This window comes from Streptomyces sp. JLBJ103 (assembly GCF_058215575.1).
On record NZ_CM177089.1, the window covers coordinates 5967161 to 5983816 of the forward strand.

At 69.0% G+C, this 16656-nt stretch carries 15 protein-coding genes and 1 tRNA gene; 6 read left to right on the forward strand and 10 right to left on the reverse strand.

What is annotated here, in order from left to right; all coding sequences use genetic code 11:
• Positions 1 to 34 precede the first annotated feature (34 nt).
• Positions 35 to 1459 carry a pyridoxal phosphate-dependent decarboxylase family protein gene (locus AC4BEG_RS26385; RefSeq protein ID WP_490702228.1) on the forward strand — a complete coding sequence of 475 codons (1425 nt, stop codon included), beginning with the start codon at positions 35 to 37 and terminating at the stop codon, positions 1457 to 1459.
• Complete coding sequence (locus AC4BEG_RS26390) at positions 1456 to 2931, forward strand: lysine N(6)-hydroxylase/L-ornithine N(5)-oxygenase family protein (protein ID WP_490702229.1); 1476 nt, start codon at positions 1456 to 1458, stop codon at positions 2929 to 2931. The genes AC4BEG_RS26385 and AC4BEG_RS26390 overlap by 4 nt, the downstream gene beginning before the upstream one ends.
• Here the strand turns inward: AC4BEG_RS26390 and AC4BEG_RS26395 are convergent.
• Positions 2854 to 3264 (reverse strand): hypothetical protein, encoded by a 411-nt coding sequence (locus tag AC4BEG_RS26395; RefSeq protein WP_490702230.1) that lies wholly within the window; start codon positions 3262 to 3264, stop codon positions 2854 to 2856. The two genes, AC4BEG_RS26390 and AC4BEG_RS26395, sit on opposite strands and share 78 nt — an antisense overlap.
• A gap of 11 nt (positions 3265 to 3275) precedes the next feature.
• Complete coding sequence (locus AC4BEG_RS26400; RefSeq protein ID WP_490702231.1) at positions 3276 to 5087, reverse strand: bifunctional metallophosphatase/5'-nucleotidase; 1812 nt, start codon at positions 5085 to 5087, stop codon at positions 3276 to 3278.
• A gap of 133 nt (positions 5088 to 5220) precedes the next feature.
• Here AC4BEG_RS26400 and AC4BEG_RS26405 point away from each other — a divergent pair, with 133 nt between their 5' ends.
• The 3 genes from AC4BEG_RS26405 (at position 5221) to pyk (ending at position 7991) form a co-directional block, all read left to right on the forward strand.
• Positions 5221 to 5679 (forward strand): NUDIX hydrolase, encoded by a 459-nt coding sequence (locus AC4BEG_RS26405; protein WP_490702232.1) that lies wholly within the window; start codon positions 5221 to 5223, stop codon positions 5677 to 5679.
• A gap of 43 nt (positions 5680 to 5722) precedes the next feature.
• Positions 5723 to 6415 carry an SIMPL domain-containing protein gene (locus tag AC4BEG_RS26410; RefSeq protein ID WP_490702233.1) on the forward strand — a complete coding sequence of 231 codons (693 nt, stop codon included), beginning with the start codon at positions 5723 to 5725 and terminating at the stop codon, positions 6413 to 6415.
• A 145-nt stretch (positions 6416 to 6560) separates the two neighbouring features.
• A complete protein-coding gene (gene pyk, locus AC4BEG_RS26415) occupies positions 6561 to 7991 on the forward strand; it encodes a pyruvate kinase (protein WP_490702234.1) in 1431 nt (476 codons plus the stop codon).
• Positions 7992 to 8020: 29 nt separating this feature from the next.
• On the opposite strand, the gene AC4BEG_RS26420 is transcribed toward pyk, so the two are convergent.
• Positions 8021 to 8791 (reverse strand): transcriptional regulator, encoded by a 771-nt coding sequence (locus AC4BEG_RS26420; protein WP_490702235.1) that lies wholly within the window; start codon positions 8789 to 8791, stop codon positions 8021 to 8023.
• A 109-nt stretch (positions 8792 to 8900) separates the two neighbouring features.
• Positions 8901 to 8974, reverse strand: a tRNA-Leu gene (locus AC4BEG_RS26425).
• Positions 8975 to 9072: 98 nt separating this feature from the next.
• Here AC4BEG_RS26425 and AC4BEG_RS26430 point away from each other — a divergent pair.
• A complete protein-coding gene (locus AC4BEG_RS26430; protein ID WP_490702236.1) occupies positions 9073 to 9705 on the forward strand; it encodes an ANTAR domain-containing response regulator in 633 nt (210 codons plus the stop codon).
• A 70-nt stretch (positions 9706 to 9775) separates the two neighbouring features.
• On the opposite strand, the gene AC4BEG_RS26435 is transcribed toward AC4BEG_RS26430, so the two are convergent.
• From AC4BEG_RS26435 to AC4BEG_RS26460, 6 genes are all read right to left on the reverse strand, one after another.
• Positions 9776 to 10492, reverse strand: a complete 717-nt coding sequence (locus AC4BEG_RS26435) for an ABC transporter ATP-binding protein (RefSeq protein WP_490702237.1) — start codon at positions 10490 to 10492, stop codon at positions 9776 to 9778.
• Positions 10489 to 11415 carry an ABC transporter ATP-binding protein gene (locus AC4BEG_RS26440; RefSeq protein ID WP_490707200.1) on the reverse strand — a complete coding sequence of 309 codons (927 nt, stop codon included), beginning with the start codon at positions 11413 to 11415 and terminating at the stop codon, positions 10489 to 10491. Before AC4BEG_RS26440 ends, AC4BEG_RS26435 begins: the two co-directional genes overlap by 4 nt.
• 5 nt (positions 11416 to 11420) lie before the next feature.
• On the reverse strand, positions 11421 to 13163 hold the full coding sequence (locus AC4BEG_RS26445; protein ID WP_490702238.1) for a branched-chain amino acid ABC transporter permease: 1743 nt from the start codon (positions 13161 to 13163) through the stop codon (positions 11421 to 11423).
• Positions 13164 to 13175: 12 nt separating this feature from the next.
• On the reverse strand, positions 13176 to 14108 hold the full coding sequence (locus AC4BEG_RS26450; protein ID WP_490702239.1) for a branched-chain amino acid ABC transporter permease: 933 nt from the start codon (positions 14106 to 14108) through the stop codon (positions 13176 to 13178).
• A 101-nt stretch (positions 14109 to 14209) separates the two neighbouring features.
• A complete protein-coding gene (locus AC4BEG_RS26455) occupies positions 14210 to 15415 on the reverse strand; it encodes a branched-chain amino acid ABC transporter substrate-binding protein (protein WP_490702240.1) in 1206 nt (401 codons plus the stop codon).
• Positions 15416 to 15717: 302 nt separating this feature from the next.
• Entirely contained in the window at positions 15718 to 16404 is a 687-nt protein-coding gene (locus AC4BEG_RS26460; RefSeq protein ID WP_490702241.1) for a hypothetical protein, read from the reverse strand.
• Between the last annotated feature and the right edge of the window lie 252 nt (positions 16405 to 16656).

The following is a 16656-nucleotide window of genomic DNA, read 5'->3' on the forward strand; positions in this document are numbered from 1 at the left end:
TCGCCTCCCCTACTTCGAGACGAGGGGCACATCCATGCCTGTGCCCGCCACCGGGACCGCCCGCCTGCTCGCGGGCGGCGGCCGTGGCCCGGACGCGCTGAGGCCCATGGTCGGCACCGTCCTGGACGCGCTGGCCCGCGGCGCCGCCGACCGCTCCGGCCCGCTGCCCGCCGGCGGCCCCGACGCCGTGGCGCGGCGCGTCCGGGCCGTCGCCGAACCGCTCATCCCCGACGTCGGCGAGGGCGCGCCGCGCGCCCTGCGCACCCTCGTACGCGCCCTCGCCGCGGGTGCCGCCGACCCGGCCGACCCCCGCTGCGCCGCCCATCTGCACTGCCCGCCGCTGGCCGTCGCGGCCGCCGCGGACCTCGCGGTCTCCGCGCTCAACCCCTCCCTCGACTCCTGGGACCAGGCGCCCGCCGCCTCCGAACTGGAGGCGCTCACCTGCCGTGCCCTGGCCACGCTGGTCCACCCCCGCGGCCCCGCACCCGACGCCCTCGTCACCACCGGCGGCACCGAGGCCAACCAACTCGCCCTGCTGCTGGCCCGCGAGGCCGCCCGTACCGCCGTCCCGCCCGGCCCGTCCGCCGCCCTCCGGATCGTCTGCGGGGCCAACGCCCACCACAGCGTCCACCGCGGCGCCTGGCTGCTCGGGCTGGCCACCCCGGTCACCCTCCCCACCCCCGCCGGAGTCCTCGACCCGGCCCGTCTGCACGACGCCCTCACCCGGCTCACCGGCCGCGGCCCGGTCCTGGTGGTCGCCACCGCGGGCACCACCGACACCGGCGCCATCGACCCCCTCCCGGCCATCGCCGACCTCTGCGACCGCCACACCGCCGCGCTCCACATCGACGCCTCCTACGGCGGACCGCTGCTGTTCAGCGACACCCACCGGCACCGCCTCGACGGGCTCGACCGCGCCCGCACCGTCACCCTCGACCTCCACAAACTCGGCTGGCAGCCGGTCGCCGCCGGACTCCTCGCCGTTCCCGACGCCCCCGCGCTGGCCCCCCTGGACCACCGCGCCGACTACCTCAACGCCGACGACGACACCGAATCCGGGATTCCGGACCTCCTCGGCCGCTCCCTGCGCACCACCCGACGCCCCGACGTCTTCAAGATCGCGGTCACCCTGCGCGCCCTAGGCCGCCGTGGCCTCGGCGACCTCGTCGACCACGTCTGCGCCGCCGCCCATCAGCTCGCGGACCTCATCGAGGCCCACCCCCGCCTCGAACTCCACGCGCGCCCCACCATCAGCACCGTCCTCTTCCGCCCCACCGGAGCGGGACCCGCCACCGTGGCCGCACTGCGCCGCCGCCTGCTCACCGACGGCCGCGCCGTCCTCGGCCGCGCCACCACCGCCGACGGGCTGTGGCTCAAGGCCACCGTCCTCAACCCGCACACCCAGCCCGCCGATCTGCGCGGGCTGCTCGAACTCGTGGAAGGCGACAGCACCCCATGAGCACCGCACAACCCCCCACCGGGACCCCCGCCTCCGTACCCGGTCCGCGGCCCGGCGCCGCCTCCCCCCTCGAAGCCCCCCTGGACCTCGCCGGTGTCGGCATCGGCCCGTTCAACCTCTCCCTCGCCGCCCTCGCCCACCGCGTCCCCGGACTGCGCACCGCCTTCTACGACCAGCGGCCCGCTTTCCAGTGGCACCCCGGCCTGCTCATCGACGGCGCCACCATCCAGGTGCCCTTCCTCGCCGACCTGGTCACCCTCGCCGACCCCGCCAGCCCCTGGAGCTTCCTCAGCTATCTCAAGGCCACGGAGCGGCTGTTCCCCTTCTACATCGCCGAGCGCTTCCACATCGAACGGTCCGAGTACGACGCCTACTGCCGCTGGGTCAGCGAACAACTCCCCGGCCTCCACTTCGGCCACCAGATCGACGCCGTCCGCTGGGACCACACCCACAACCTCTTCGAAATCGACTTCACCCGCATCGGCGCCGACGGCGAGGCCGAAGCCCTCGGCCGCACCTACGCCCGCCATGTCGTCCTCGGCGTCGGCACCGAGCCCCACGTCCCCGAACCGCTGCGCCCGCTCGCCGAAGCCCCCAATGTGCCCGTGCTGCACGCCGCCGACTACCTCGAACACCGCGAACGGCTGCTGACCACCGGCCAGGTGACCGTCATCGGCTCCGGCCAGTCCGGCGCCGAGGTCTTCCTCGACCTGCTGCGCCACCGCCCCCTGGGCGCCGAGGGCCTCCACTGGCTGGCCCGCACCCCCGCGTTCACCCCCATGGAATACAGCAAGCTCGGACTGGAGCAGTTCAGCCCCGACTACACCCGCTACTTCCACGGACTCCCCGAACCCGTACGGGACCAACTCCTGCCCCGCCAATGGCAGTTGTACAAGGGCATCGCCCACGAGACCATCGACGCCATCCACCAGGAGCTCTACCGCCGCGCTCAGCTCAGCGGCGGCTGGCCCGGCGCCGTACTCAGCCCCGGTGTCACCGTCCGCACCGCGGGCCGGATCGCCGCCGCCCGCCTCGAACTCCACCTCGAGCACGCCCAGCAGGGCACCCGGGCCCGGCACACCACCGAGGCCGTCGTCCTCGCCACCGGCTACCGCGAGCGCCGCGTCGACACTCTGCTGGCCGCCCTCGACCCCTACATCCGCCGGGACTCCTCCGAACGCCCCCGCATCGACGCCCAGCACCGGCTGATCCTCGACCCGATGATCAAGGGCTCGGTGTACGTCCAGAACGCCGAGCGCCACAGCCACGGCGTGGGCACCCCCGATCTGGGGCTCGCGGCCTGGCGCTCCGCCGTCATCCTCAACTCGATGACGCCGGAACCCGCCTACCCCCTGCCCTCCCGCACCGCCTTCAGCACCTTCGGGCTCCAGCCCTCAGGCCCCTGCGCCACGGTGGTCGGACGGCCCCAACTCCCCGACCAGCGCGACCGGCTGGCCCGTACGCGGACATGACCACCGCACCACCCCGCCCCGCACCCCGGCCTCCAGCGGATGGGAGTCGGGGTGGGCGGGGCACTCCGGCCATACGGCGGGCTTGAGCGCGGCGCACAGCGCCTCCACCGCCCAGTCGCTCGCCTGCTCGGCGACCTGCGCCAGCCGCTCGGCCGCGTTGAGCCCCGGCCACAGCACGATGCCGACGCCGCTGCCGTCGGCTTCGTGGAGCCAGATGATGTCCTCGCCGTCGTCCCCCGCACCCCGTCCCTCCCGGACGACGGGCTGAACGGCACAGGTGGCCCGCAGATCGCGGAGCACGGGTTCCAGAGCGGCGGCGAGGTCATCGGTCATGCGCCCATTGTTCAGAACACCGGGGTGCCCTCGCGCGTGAGTTTCCAGTCCACCGAGGCGAACCGCGCCACATCGATCGTCCCCTGGGCCTTCACCCACGAGATGATCGTGTTCCGGATCTCGTCCGAATGCGCCCACACCTGCTTGGCCTTGGCCACATGCGGGAAGTTCCCGCCACCACTGGCACGGTAGTTGTTCACCGCCAGCACAAACCGGGCCGCATCGTCCACCGGCTTGCCGTCGAAGGTCAGCTGTGCGATTCGCGTGCCCGCTGCCTTGGCGATGTCGATCTCGTAAGCGACCCCGCTGACCACGTCGTAGTTGTAGTCCGGGGTGTTCCCCGCGTTCGTCAGCTTCGCCGGATCCACCTCACCACCGGCCGGGGTCTGCACGTAGTAGCGCGCCGAGAACTCCAGATACTCCTTCAGCTGGGCGCCCGTCAGCACCCGTGCCTCAAGGGTGTTCTCGAACGGATAGAGCCCCGCCACCTGCCGGATGGTGACCTTGCCCGCCGGAACCCTCGCCGTGCGCGAGAAACACGACGCCTGCGAGAGCACCGGGAGCGAGGCGTGCTCGGTGCCCTCCAGCGCCTTCCTCACCGTCTCCGTCTGTACATGGTTGATGAAGTCGATGATCGGGGCGTCCTTGTACGGCGCCTCGGTGGCCGACATCGCCGCCGTACAGCTGCCGATGACCTGGTTCACATAGCCGACGACCTTCTGGTGCTCATCGCCGAGCAGCTTCACGATCCGCGGATCCTCCTCGGCCGTGGCCGAGTTCAGCACCTTCGCCGACACCGACTCCACCCGCCAGCGGCCCCGGTCCCACTCCAGCTCGAAGTCGAACACCGTCAGCCGCTGGCCCCACTTGAGCGGCTCGGAGAGCACCACCTCCCGGCCGGTCTTCTTGTTCACCACCCGGGACTCGGGAACCTCCACATGGGCATGGCCGACCAGGATCGCGTCGATCCCCGGCACCTGCTCCGCCACCAGCGCCGCCGCGTTCTCCACATACGGCACCTGATCGCCGTAGCTGGAGGTTCCGCTGGTGCCCGAATGCGCCGAGACGATCACCACATCGGCGCCCATCGAACGCAGCCGCGGCACCCACTTCGCCGCCTGCTCCTCCAGCCCGGGGAAGGTCATCTTCCCCTGGACATTGGCCTTGTCCCAGATCGCGATGCCCGGGTTGGTCAGCCCCAGCACCGCCACCTTCACCTGACGCCCGCAGGGGGTGCGCAGCCGGGTCATCCAGTACGGCGGGAACGCCGGCTTGAGCGTCTTCGCGTCCAGCGCGTTGGCGCCCAGCAGGGGGAAGTCGCACTGCTCCTCGAACTTCCGCAGCACCGGGATGCCGTAGTTGAACTCGTGGTTGCCCAGCGCCGCCGCGTCATAGCCGATGGCGTTCATGGCCTGCGCCATGGGATGCACCGGGCCGCCCGCGCCGGTGATCGGATCCACCTTCGCGTAGTAGTACGACAGCTGGGTGCCCTGGATGGTGTCACCCGCGTCGATCAGCAGGGTGTGGCGGCGCCCCTTCTCCTCGCGGACCCGCTCCACCAGCGTGGAAATCTTGGCCAGGCCGACATCGTTGTGGGCGGTGTCGTCGAACTCGGCGTCGGTGAAGTAGTCCCAGTTGAAGACGTTGCCGTGCAGATCGGTGGTGCCCATGACGGTGAAGGCGTACCGCGTGGCACGCCCGTCACCCGTCCCGCTCTCCCGGTCGTCCGCCACGGCCGGAGCGGCGGCCACACCTCCGGCCAGGGCCACCCCGGCGCTTGTCGCCGCCGAGCGGCCCAGGAACGTCCTACGGTTGAGCGGCATGTGGAGTCTCCCCTGATGCGATGCGCGGCACCCTCCGGAACGGGGCACAACGCGCGTAGATTCTGGCCCAACCCGCCCATTGCGCAACAGCCTTGACAGGTTGCGATCGCATTGCTTCCGGCATGCTGGGGGAATGGCCAACCGACATCTGCGAGTCGCGGCGTACGCCGTCTGTATCGACGACGGAAAGGTCCTCCTCGCCCGATGGCTCGGCCCCGACGGCAAGCGCTGGACGATGCCCGGCGGAGGACTCCACCACGGCGAGGACCCCTACGACGCCGTCCACCGCGAGGTCGAGGAGGAAACCGGCTATACGGTAGAGATAGAGCGGCTGCTCGGTATCGACACCGTCCGCGACCGCACCCCCCGACGGCTCGGCCGCGACGCCGACTTCCACGGGGTGCGCATCCTCTACACGGCCCGGGTCACCGGCGGGGAACTGCGCCACGAGACCGGCGGTTCGACCGACCGGGCGGCGTGGATCGCACTGGACCAGGTGCCCGGCCTGGACCGGGTGCCGCTGGTGGACATCGCGCTGTCCCTGAACGCCGAACGCCCGCCGCAGGGACGGCTCCCCGCACCGCCCGCCTGAGCCCCTCCCTTCCGCCCTTCCTTCTCCTCCTCAGGGAGCTCCCATGGACCAGACCGCAGCCCCCGTCCCGTACGGCACCCCCGACACCCCGCGCCTGGCCGTCCGCGGCGAGGCGCGGCTCGAGGCCGACCCCGAGATCGCCCACCTCGGTATCGCCGTCGCCGCCCGCGGCCCCGACCGGCGAGCCGCACTGGAGGACCTCACCCGCCGCAACAAAGACGTCCTCGAGCTGGTGAAGTCCTACGGCGACGCCATCGACACACTGGAGACCGGCGCCTTCACCATCACCCCCGAGCTCACCGCCAAGGGCCGCCACGAGCGCGTCCGCGCCTACCACGGCCGGGTCCACCTCACCGTGACGATCACCGACTTCACCGTGCTCGGCGAACTCACCACCCGGCTGGGCGACGCCGAACTCACCACCGTCAACGGCCCCCGCTGGGCGCTGCGCCCCGACTCCCCCACCCACCGCGACGCCCGCCAGGAAGCCGTCCGGCAGGCGGTACGGCGCGCCCGCGAGTACGCCGAGGCACTGGGTGCCTCGCTCGTCGCCCTGGTCGAGCTGGCCGATGTCGAGGTGGAGGCCGCGCCGATGACACCGGTCGCGGTGCGCTCCCGCTCCCGCTCCGGCTTCGGCGGCGCCGAGCGCGCACCCGCCCTGGACCTGGAACCGGAGCGCCAGACCGTATACGCGCATGTCAACGCGCGCTTCACCATGACCCGCCCCGAACTCTGAAACACCCCGGAACACTCCCGGAAAACGCTCATCGGAGCATGGCCATGCACGTTTCATTAGTTGTCAATAACCTGCCATGCAATTGCCATGGAGGAGTATGGACTTCGCGGTCCTTTACTCACGGGTAAGTCATAGGCTCGAAGACATGCGCCGAGCAAAAATCGTCTGTACCTTGGGACCCGCCACCGACTCGTACGAGCAGATCAAGGCACTCGTCGAGGCCGGAATGGACGTGGCCCGCTTCAACCTCAGCCACGGCACCTACGCCGAGCACGAGGAGCGGTACCGGCGAGTGCGGAAAGCCTCGCTGGAAACCGGCCGCAGTGTCGGCATCCTCGCCGACCTTCAAGGCCCGAAGATTCGCCTCGGCCGATTCCGCGAAGGTCCCGTACTGCTTGAACGCGGCGATGAGTTCACCATCACCGTCGAACCCATCGAGGGCGACCAGCACCGCTGCGGTACCACCTACGAGGGACTGGCCGCCGACGTCAGCAGGGGCGAGCGGATCCTCGTCGACGACGGCCGCGTCACCCTGGAGGTCGTCGACGTCGACGGCCCGCGCGTGCACACGATCGTCATCGAAGGCGGCATGGTCTCCGACCACAAGGGCCTCAATCTGCCCGGTGTCGCCGTCTCCGTCCCCGCCCTCTCCCGGAAGGACATCGAAGACCTCCGCTGGGCGCTGCGCACCGGCGCCGACATCATCGCCCTGTCCTTCGTCCGCAATGAGAAGGACGTCATCGATGTGCACCGGGTGATGGACGAGGAGGACTGCCGCCTCCCGGTCATCGCCAAGATCGAGAAGCCGCAGGCGGTCGAGAACCTGGACGGGATCGTCGACGCCTTCGACGGCATCATGGTCGCCCGCGGCGACCTCGGCGTCGAAATGCCGCTGGAGCAGGTGCCGATCGTCCAGAAGCGCGCGATCAAGCTGGCGAAGCGGAACGCCAAGCCCGTGATCGTCGCGACCCAGATGCTGGACTCGATGATCGACAACTCCCGCCCCACCCGCGCCGAGGCGTCCGATGTGGCCAACGCGGTGATCGACGGCACCGACGCGGTGATGCTCTCCGGCGAGACCAGCGTCGGGAAATACCCGATCGCCACGGTCAAGACGATGGGCCGGATCGTCGCCGCCGCCGAGGAGGACATCCTCGCCAAGGGCCTCCCCCCGCTCACCGAGCGCAACAAGCCGCGCACACAGGGCGGCGCGGTGGCCCGCGCGGCGGCCGAGATGGGCGACTTCCTCGACGCCAAGTTCCTGGTCGCCTTCACCCAGTCCGGCGACACCGTCCGCCGCCTCTCCCGCTACCGCTCCCCGATCCCCCTCCTCGCCTTCACCCCGGAGCCGAACACCCGCTCCCAGCTCAACCTCACCTGGGGCGTCGAGACGTTCCTCGGCCCGAGGGTCGACTCCACGGACTCGATGGTGGCCCAGGTCGACGAGGAACTGCTGCGCCTCGGCCGCTGCAAGAAGGGCGACCTCGTCATCATCACCGCCGGCTCCCCGCCCGGCGTCTCCGGCTCCACCAACCTGGTCCGCGCCCACTACATCGGGGCGGACGATCTGCGCTAGCCGCCGAATCCGGGGCCGGAGCGCTGGGCTCAGTGCTTCGGCCCGACATGGGCGTCCATGAGGGCGACCGAGGCCCGGCGGGCGACGGAGATATTGAACGGGTCGCTGCCACGCGCCAACGTCGTCCACTCGACGCCGACCTTGGTGAGGGTGTCGGAGCATAATCTGCGGATGTCGTCGGACTTGTTGGTGAAGAAGTAGCGCGGATACTCATAGCGCTTGCGCTCGCCCGCGACGATGCGCGTGGTCCAGTTGGTGATCCGGCATCCGTCGGAGTGGAAGAGCCCGCGGATGAACTCCCAGGGGTGGGCGTCCACGATGTGCTGCTGCCAGGGTTCGAGGGCGATGATGCGGTCGTGCTTCTTGCCGGGACCGTGCTGGGGGAACAGGCACGGCCAGTGCTTGCTGTAGCTGGTTACCATGACGCACCCCTGGCGCTGCACGCGGCACACCCTGTTGTCGGGACGCACACTTCGTACGGCGTCCGCGCAGGAATCGATGAGGCCCGGCCAGGCATCCGAACATGCGATGCGCAAGAAGTACGCACCGTTCTTGAGGCGGCTGATACACCCGTCACCGAGGTAGAGGCCGAGCAAGTACGCGTAGGAAGCGGTGTCTTTCGGTGGTTGTGGTTCGTGCGCGCATCTGGGGCACTCGGTCGTACGGGTAGCAGGCTCAATCCGGGTCTGCCATGCGCGAATTGCCCATCGGGATATGCCCGTCTGCTTGCTCACAGCGTTGAGACTGCGGCCTTGGGCAACGAGAGTAAGGGCACGCTTGCGCGTTTCGAGGTCGTACACGATTGCGAGCTTGGCGGTGACACGGCCGCCGTATGCCCGTTCGAAGAATTGTTCACTTCATCGAGTGAACGGGGTCAATTCTTCGACGACCATGGAATCGAAGGAAAAGTGCCCCGGGTGGGATTCGAACCCACACTGAATACCTTTTGAGGGTATCGTCTCTGCCGATTGGACTACCGGAGCCCCTGCGTTCCGAAGGTTAGTCTAACCCCTCCGTGCGTCAAAGATACAGGACATCGGTAGGCTCGTGGTGCCCCACCTGCCAGGAAACGAGGAGCACGGTGACCACCGCTGACGCCCCCGACGCGCAGTCGCACATCCCCCCGCAGACCACCCGCGTCGTCATCGCCGAGGACGAGGCGCTGATCCGCCTCGACCTCAAGGAGATGCTCGAGGAGGAGGGGTACTCCGTCGTCGGCGAGGCGGGCGATGGTGAGACGGCCGTCGCGCTCGCCCTGGAGCACCAGCCCGACCTGGTCATCCTCGATGTGAAGATGCCCCGGCTGGACGGGATCTCCGCCGCCGAGCGGATCGCGGGTGAGCGGATCGCGCCGGTGCTGATGCTCACCGCCTTCTCCCAGCGTGAGCTGGTGGAGCGGGCGAGGGACGCCGGGGCGATGGCGTATCTGGTGAAGCCGTTCAGCAAGAGCGATGTGGTGCCCGCCATCGAGATGGCCGTCTCCCGCTTCACCGAGCTGAAGACGCTGGAGCAGGAAGTCGCCGATCTCTCCCAGCGGCTGGAGACCCGCAAGCTGGTGGACCGGGCCAAGAGCATTCTCCAGACCCAGTACGGGCTGACCGAGCCCGCCGCGTTCCGCTGGATCCAGAAGACCTCGATGGACCGTCGGCTGTCGATGCAGCAGGTGGCCGAGGCCGTCATCGAGGACGCGGAGGAGAAGAAGGCCAAGGAGTAGAGGGATGTGCACGGGAGAGGCCCGCACCGGCTGCTGCGGTGCGGGCCTCTCCTTATCTCTGTCGCGGCGATCAGTCCTCGCCGAGGTACGCCTTCCGCACCGACTCGTCGTGCAGCAGCGACTCCCCGCTCCCCGACAGCACGATCTTGCCGATCTCCATCACATGGCCCTGATCGGCCAGAGACAGCGCCGCCTGGGCGTTCTGCTCCACCAGCAGGATGGTGGTGCCCTGCGCCTTCAGCTCGGCGATCGTCTGCATGATCTTCTGCATCATGATCGGCGAGAGCCCCATCGAGGGCTCATCGAGCATCAGCAGCTTGGGGCGGGACATCAGCGCGCGGCCCATGGCGAGCATCTGCTGCTCACCGCCGGAGAGGGTGCCCGCCGCCTGGGAGCGGCGTTCGCCGAGGATGGGGAAGAGGTCGTACGCCTTCTGGATATCGGCGGCGATCCCGTCCGTGTCCTTTCGGAGAAACGCTCCGAGCTGGAGGTTCTCCGCGATCGTCAGCCGGGGGAAGATATGCCGTCCCTCGGGTGAGTGGGCCAGGCCCAGCGCGACGATCTTGTGGGCGGGGATGCCCTTGAGCGGCTTGCCGTCGAAGCGGATGGAGCCGCCGAGGGGTTCCAGGAGGCCGGACAGGGTGCGCAGGGTGGTCGTCTTACCGGCGCCGTTGGTGCCGATGAGGGTGACGACCTGGCCGGCCTCGACGCTGAACGAGATGCCCTTGACGGCTTCGATCTTGCCGTAGGCGACCCGCAGGTCTTCGACCTCGAGCAGTGCGGTCACTGTTCGTCCTCCGTACGTGCTGTGGTGCCCCCCGCGTCTCCGGTGGCGCCCGTGGTGTTCGTCAGGCCCGCCCCACCGGTGGCCCCGGCGGCTTCGGCCTCCGCGGCCTCGATCTCGGCGGCCTCCGCCTCGCCCGGGTCGCCCTCGAAGGGCGTACCGAGGTAGGCGGCGACCACGCGTTCGTCGCTCTGGACGACGTCCGAGGTGCCCTCGACGAGCTTCTGGCCCTGGACGAGCACGGCGACCCGGTCGCAGAGGTTGAAGATGAAGCGCATGTCGTGCTCGATGACGAGCACGGCGGTGCCCTTGTCCCGGATGGCGAAGACCAGTTCCTCGGTGGCCCGGGTCTCCTGCGGGTTCATCCCCGCGGTGGGCTCGTCGAGGAGGAGCAGTCCGGGGTCGCTGGCGAGGGCCCGGGCGATCTCCAGCTTGCGCTGTTCACCGTAGGGGAGATTGCGGGAGAGGTGGTCGGCCTTGTCGGCGAGGCCGGTGAACTCCAGGAGTTCCATGGCCCGTTCCTTGGACGCGGCCTCGGCGCGCTTGAAGCCGGGGCCGCGCAGCAGGGCGGACCACAGGCCCTCCCGGGTGCGGGTGTGGCGGCCGACGAGGACGTTCTCCAGCACCGTCATATTGGCGAAGAGCCGGATGTTCTGGAAGGTGCGGGCGACACCGGCCTGGGTGACCAGATGGGGCTTGGGCGGCAGCACGGATCCCTTGTAGGACACGGTGCCTTCGGTGGGCACGTACAGGCCGGTGAGGCAGTTGAAGAAGGTGGTCTTGCCCGCGCCGTTGGGGCCGATGAGGCCGACGATCTCGCCGGGGTGGACGGCGAGGTCGACCGAGCGTACGGCCGTGAGTCCGCCGAAGCGCATGGTGACGCCGGTGGCGGTGAGCACGGGGTTGGTCGTGGTGATGGTCGTCATCTCGGTCACGCCTCCGCCTTGGTGACGCCGACGGTGCTGCTCTGGAGCCCGGTGTCGTCGGGCACGTCGAGCTGGCCGGTCTCGTGGTATTCGAGCTGCTGCCGCCGGTTGGGGATGATTCCTTCGGGGCGGAAGCGCATCAGCAGGATCAGCGCGATACCGAAGGCGAGGAGCTGGTAGTCCTGGAGGAATTCCAGCTTCTTGGGGATCAGGAAGAGCAGGGTGGCGCCCAGCAGCGGACCGCCGATGGTGCCCATACCGCCGAGGATGACGGCGGCGAGCAGGAAGGTGGAGTTCGGCGGCACGGGACCGGCGAAGACGTACTGCTCGGGGACGACGGTGGTCTGGAAGTGGGCCCAGACGGTGCCCGCGACACCGGCGAGGGTGGCGCCGAGGGCGAAGGCGATGAGCTTGACGCGGAAGCCGTTGATGCCCATCGCGGTGGCGGCCGTCTCGTCCTCGCGGATGGCTACCCAGGCGCGTCCGATACGGGAGTTGCCGGCCCGGCTGAAGACGAGCACCACGAGGATGGTGACGAGCAGCATCAGCAGGTAGTAGTTGCCGTTGGAGTCGAGGGTGAGCCCACCGAAGGTGTGGTCGTCGTCGAAGTTGAAGCCGAAGATCTCCAGCGGCGGGATGTTGGGGATGCCGTTGGGGCCGTTGGTGACCGAGGGCCCGGAGGTGCCGTCGAGGTTGAGCACGGTGATGCGGAAGATCTCTCCGAAGCCCAGGGTGACGATGGCGAGGTAGTCGCCGCGCAGCCGCAGGGTCGGGGCGCCGATGACGACGCCGAAGATCAGCGAGACCACCGCTCCGGTGATCATGGCGGCCCAGAACGGGAAGTGGACGCCGATGGTGGAGGAGGCGGCTCCGGAGACCAGGGCCGCGGTGTAGGCGCCGACGCCGAGGAAGGCGACATAACCGAGGTCGAGGAGTCCGGCCAGGCCGACGACGATGTTCAGGCCGAGGGCGACGGTCGCGAAGACGGCGATGCTGACGCCGAGTTCGGTGAAGCTGGCCTTCTCCTGGAGGAAGGGGAAGACGACCGCCGTGACCAGCGCCGCGACCAGGGTGGTGGAGCGGTGGGTGGTGGTGATCGCGCTGATCCGGGTGATGAGTCCCGACTTGACCAGGGCGAGGGCACCGAAGATCACCGCGATGAGGTAACCGATGAACGGCTCGGGGTGGTCGGAGTCGGTCTGGATGCCGTAGTTGAGGACGTACAGACCGACCGCGAAGGCGCCCGCGATGATCAGGATCTCGGCCCAGGAGGGGAGCGCCTTGGGGCGGCAGATCGGCCGGGTGTCGTCCGGCAGCAGGAAGGTGGTGGCGACCGGGATCGCCGTGGCCAGGGCGGCGACGAAGCCGCCGGGCTCCAGGTTGACCAGGCCGTCGAGGTCGACGGCGATGGCGATGACCGTGAACCAGGTGGTGGCGAAGGTGCCGAGGGCCGCTCCGCGCAGGGCCATGGTGGAACCGGCCGGGGTGAGCCAGCGCAGCCCCCGGATGCCCAGGGCGGCGCCCGCGAACGCGGTGGTGATCAGGGCCAGGACCAGGGTGAGGAGCTGGAGCCCGCCGGGGTAGCCGTAGACGGTGAGGTCCCCGGGGAACTCGGCCGTCCAGGTCCAGGCGAGGAACGTGGAGATGACCCCGGCGAGCCCGCCGGCGGCGGTGAGCGCGCGCAGCAGGGTGGTCCGGGAGGAGGCGCCGGTGTTCCGGGCGGTGTTCTTGGTGGTGTCGGTGCTCATGGTGTCACTCCCTCACGCCCGGTCCGCTACGCGTTCGCCGAGCAGACCCTGTGGTCTGACCAGCAGCACGAGGATGAGCAGGACGAACGCCCAGACGTCCTTCCAGGCACCGCCGCCGAGCTGGTCCATCCCGGGGATGTCCTGGATGTACTTGATGGCGAGGGCCTCGGCGATACCGAGGACCACACCGCCGAGCATGGCGCCGTAGATGTTGCCGATGCCGCCGAGGACGGCGGCGGTGAACGCCTTGAGACCGGCGATGAAGCCCATCTCAAAGTTGATCTGGCCGTACTTGAGCCCGTGGGAGAGGGCGGCGACGGCGGCGAACGCACCGCCGATGGCGAAGGCCATCACGATGATGCGGTCGGTGTTGATGCCCATGAGCTTGGCGGTGTCGGGGTCCTGCGCGGTGGCCTGCATGGCGCGGCCGGCCCGGCTCTTGGAGACGAACAGGCCCAGGGCGAGCATGCACGTCGGGGCGGCTATCAGCAGGAACGCGTCGCCGCGCTGGATGTGCAGATTGTTGAAGATCTCGAAGGACGAGCCCTCGAACTGCGGGAAGCTGCGGGGCTTCTTGGCGTCCGGGTAGAACGCCCAGACGGCCTGCTGCAACGCGATGGACAGGCCGATCGCGGTGATGAGTGGTGCGAGTCGTGGTCCGCCACGCAGGGGTCGGTAGGCGAAGCGTTCGGCCGCCGTGGCGATGCCGACCGAGGCGACTACTCCGCCGATGAGCATCAGCGGCAGGGCGAGGGAGAGTGCGGTGCCGCTGGGCAGCCAGATGTAGATGGTGAGGGCGCCGAAGCCCCCGATCATGAAGATCTCGCCATGGGCGAAGTTGATGAGCTGGACGATGCCGTAGACCATGGTGTACCCGATGGCGATCAAGCCGTAGAGAGCACCGAGGGTCAGGCCGTTGACCAGCGTTTGCGGCAGTTCGTGCACCGCAGGGCCTCCGATGAGCGTGTCGGATTAGACGCCGCGCGAGGGCGCTGGTGTGCGCCCTCGCGCGGTTCGTTGGGGGGAAGGAGCGGGCAGTTGGCGGGTCAGTCCTTGAAGGTGGCGCTCTTCACGGACTTCCAGGCGCCCTTCTTGACCTCGTAGACGGTGAGCTGCTTGTTGGTGGTGTCGCCGTACTGGTCGAAGGAGACCTTGCCGGTGACGCCGTCGAACGAGACCTTGCCGAGCGCCTCGGTGATCTTGGCGCGGGCGTCGTCGGGGAGCTTGCCGTCGTTGTCCGCCATGACCTGCTTGACGGCCTGGATGATCGACCAGGTGGCGTCGTAGGAGTAGCCGCCGTAGGCCCCGTACGGGTCCTTGTAGCCCTGGGCCTGGTAGTTCTTCACGAAGGTCTTGGCGGAGTCCAGCTGCTCGACCGGGTAGCCCACGGAGGTCGCGAGGTCACCGTCGTTGCTGGTGCCCGACGCCTTGATGAAGGCGGGGTCGTAGAGACCGTCGCCGCCCATGATCGGGACGTTCGCACCGGCCTGCTTGACCTGGTCGGAGAGCAGACCGCCCTCGGGGAACTGGCCACCGTAGTAGACCGAGTCGGCCTTGGCGGACTTGACCTTGTTGGCGATACCGGTGAAGTCGGTCTCCTTGACGGTCAGGTGGTCGGTGCCGACGACCTTGCCGCCCAGCCGCTTGAACTCGGCGGCGAAGATCTTGGCAAGACCCGCGCCGTACGCCTGCTTGTCGTCGACGACGAAGACCTTCCGCTTCTTGGCGTCGTTGTAGAAGTACTGCGCGGCGAACCGGCCCTGGATGATGTCGGTGGTCGCGGTGCGGAAGTAGGTCTTGAACGGGCGCTCCTTCTTGCCCGAGGCCCAGTTGTCACCCTGGCTCAGCGCCGGGTTGGTGTTGGCGGGGGAGACCTCCGCGAGGTTGGCCTTGTCGAAGACGCCCTGCATGGACTGGGCGACGCCCGAGTTCAGCGGGCCGACGGTGCCGAGGATCTCCTCGTCGTCGACCATCGAGGTGGCGTTCTGCTTGCCGGAGGACGGCACGGCCTGGTCGTCGAAGGACTTGACCTTGAAGGTCACGCCCTCCACCTCGTTGTTCTTGTTGGCGATCTTCGTCGCGAGGTCGGCGGAGTTCTTGATGCCCTGGCCGAGGGCGGAGAGCGAACCGGTCAGCGGGGCATCGACACCGATGACCACGGTCGTCTTGCCGCCCTTGTCTCCGCTGTCTTTGCCGTCGCGCGACCCGCAGGCGCTGAGGGTGAGGGCTCCCGCAGTGATCGCGGTCGTCATGATGAGCAAGGAACGGTGTCGCACGAGGAATCCTTTCCTGGCCCGGCACTCTTCTCAGGGGGTGCCGTGTCCTCGCCGAATGGACCTGTTCTAGCCGTGCGGGTGCGGCGTACACCCGACGGGGTCGTGACTGGCTGTGACTCTAAGCGTGGGATGTCGCGGGGGGCAGAGGTGCAGGCCATGATGTGACTGTCTTGTTATGACGCGTGTCACCGATTCCGTCTGTGTAGCGGAACAGAAAGAACGAATCGGGCAAAACCGGACTAAATATTTGGTCCGGATGCTGAGAAGTTGCAGTTCCGCTAAGGAGTGTGGGGAACTCGCGCGCGATGTGCGGAGCAGTGTGCACGCAGCGCGGTGGAAAGATCATTTGCGTAGGCGTCGCCGAACAGAAAAGTCTGGTTCTGCATTGCGCGAATGTTACGGAGTGTGATGTCGAGCGGAGGCAGTTCGACCCCGAGCGGAATCCCCGAACAGCGCCGCACCGAGATGCGCACCGTGAGCTGTCGACTGGCCCCGCTCCGGACCGTGATGGGGGTGCGAGGGCTGGTGGTGAGGGTCAACGCGGGATACGGCTGGGCGATGTTGTCCACGGTCACAGCGGTGTTCCGGATCGCGGAGACGCGGATCCGGAATGCGAAGACACCCTCGTCTGCCGCACTCCTCAGGCCAGTTGTGCCCGCATAGCTCACCTCGACGGCCTGGGCGGGCCACGGGGGTGGCGGGGGTGCGGGCGGTGCGGGTTGGTTCAGCAGGAAATAGCAGCCCATAGTGATGGCGGCGACGACACCGGTGAGGACGAGGACGATACGGCGTGTGCGCCGGGGCAGCGCCGCCCAACGCCCGTACACGCCGGGGGCGTCGCGGTCACCGGCGCGGCCGGTGAGGGTTTCGGGGGCAGGGCCGTCGGTGAACGCCTCGGTGACGGGGGTCAGGGGTTGCGGATCGCTGCCGGGGGCGGCCGGTTCGACCGGGCCGATGCCGCTCATCGCGGTGGCTGCCGGTTCTCATGGCGGCGGGCATGGCTGTTCCGGCGGCGGGCGTGGCTCTTCGCGGGCGCACGGCGCCGCTTCGGCTGACGCGTGCTCAACTCCGGTGCGGCACGGACCGTGCGCACGTGGGTCGACGCCCTCATGGAAAAACGTTAGACCGCGCCCGAGGGGGAGGCAACGGCCGTGCACGCACGAACAGCCGGTGGTGCGGTCCCGGGCGCCCTCGGGCGAAGAGGCGCCCTCGGGCCC

Bases quoted from the DNA above. Each gene is read 5' to 3' on its own strand.
- AC4BEG_RS26385 (WP_490702228.1), top strand. From the start codon at position 35: ATGCCTGTGCCCGCCACCGGGACCGCCCGCCTGCTCGCGGGCGGCGGC.
- AC4BEG_RS26390 (WP_490702229.1), top strand. From the start codon at position 1,456: ATGAGCACCGCACAACCCCCCACCGGGACCCCCGCCTCCGTACCCGGT.
- AC4BEG_RS26395 (WP_490702230.1), bottom strand. From the start codon at position 3,264: ATGACCGATGACCTCGCCGCCGCTCTGGAACCCGTGCTCCGCGATCTG.
- AC4BEG_RS26400 (WP_490702231.1), bottom strand. From the start codon at position 5,087: ATGCCGCTCAACCGTAGGACGTTCCTGGGCCGCTCGGCGGCGACAAGC.
- AC4BEG_RS26405 (WP_490702232.1), top strand. From the start codon at position 5,221: ATGGCCAACCGACATCTGCGAGTCGCGGCGTACGCCGTCTGTATCGAC.
- AC4BEG_RS26410 (WP_490702233.1), top strand. From the start codon at position 5,723: ATGGACCAGACCGCAGCCCCCGTCCCGTACGGCACCCCCGACACCCCG.
- pyk (WP_490702234.1), top strand. From the start codon at position 6,561: ATGCGCCGAGCAAAAATCGTCTGTACCTTGGGACCCGCCACCGACTCG.
- AC4BEG_RS26440 (WP_490707200.1), bottom strand. From the start codon at position 11,415: ATGACGACCATCACCACGACCAACCCCGTGCTCACCGCCACCGGCGTC.
- AC4BEG_RS26445 (WP_490702238.1), bottom strand. From the start codon at position 13,163: ATGAGCACCGACACCACCAAGAACACCGCCCGGAACACCGGCGCCTCC.
- AC4BEG_RS26455 (WP_490702240.1), bottom strand. From the start codon at position 15,415: ATGACGACCGCGATCACTGCGGGAGCCCTCACCCTCAGCGCCTGCGGG.
- AC4BEG_RS26460 (WP_490702241.1), bottom strand. From the start codon at position 16,404: ATGAGCGGCATCGGCCCGGTCGAACCGGCCGCCCCCGGCAGCGATCCG.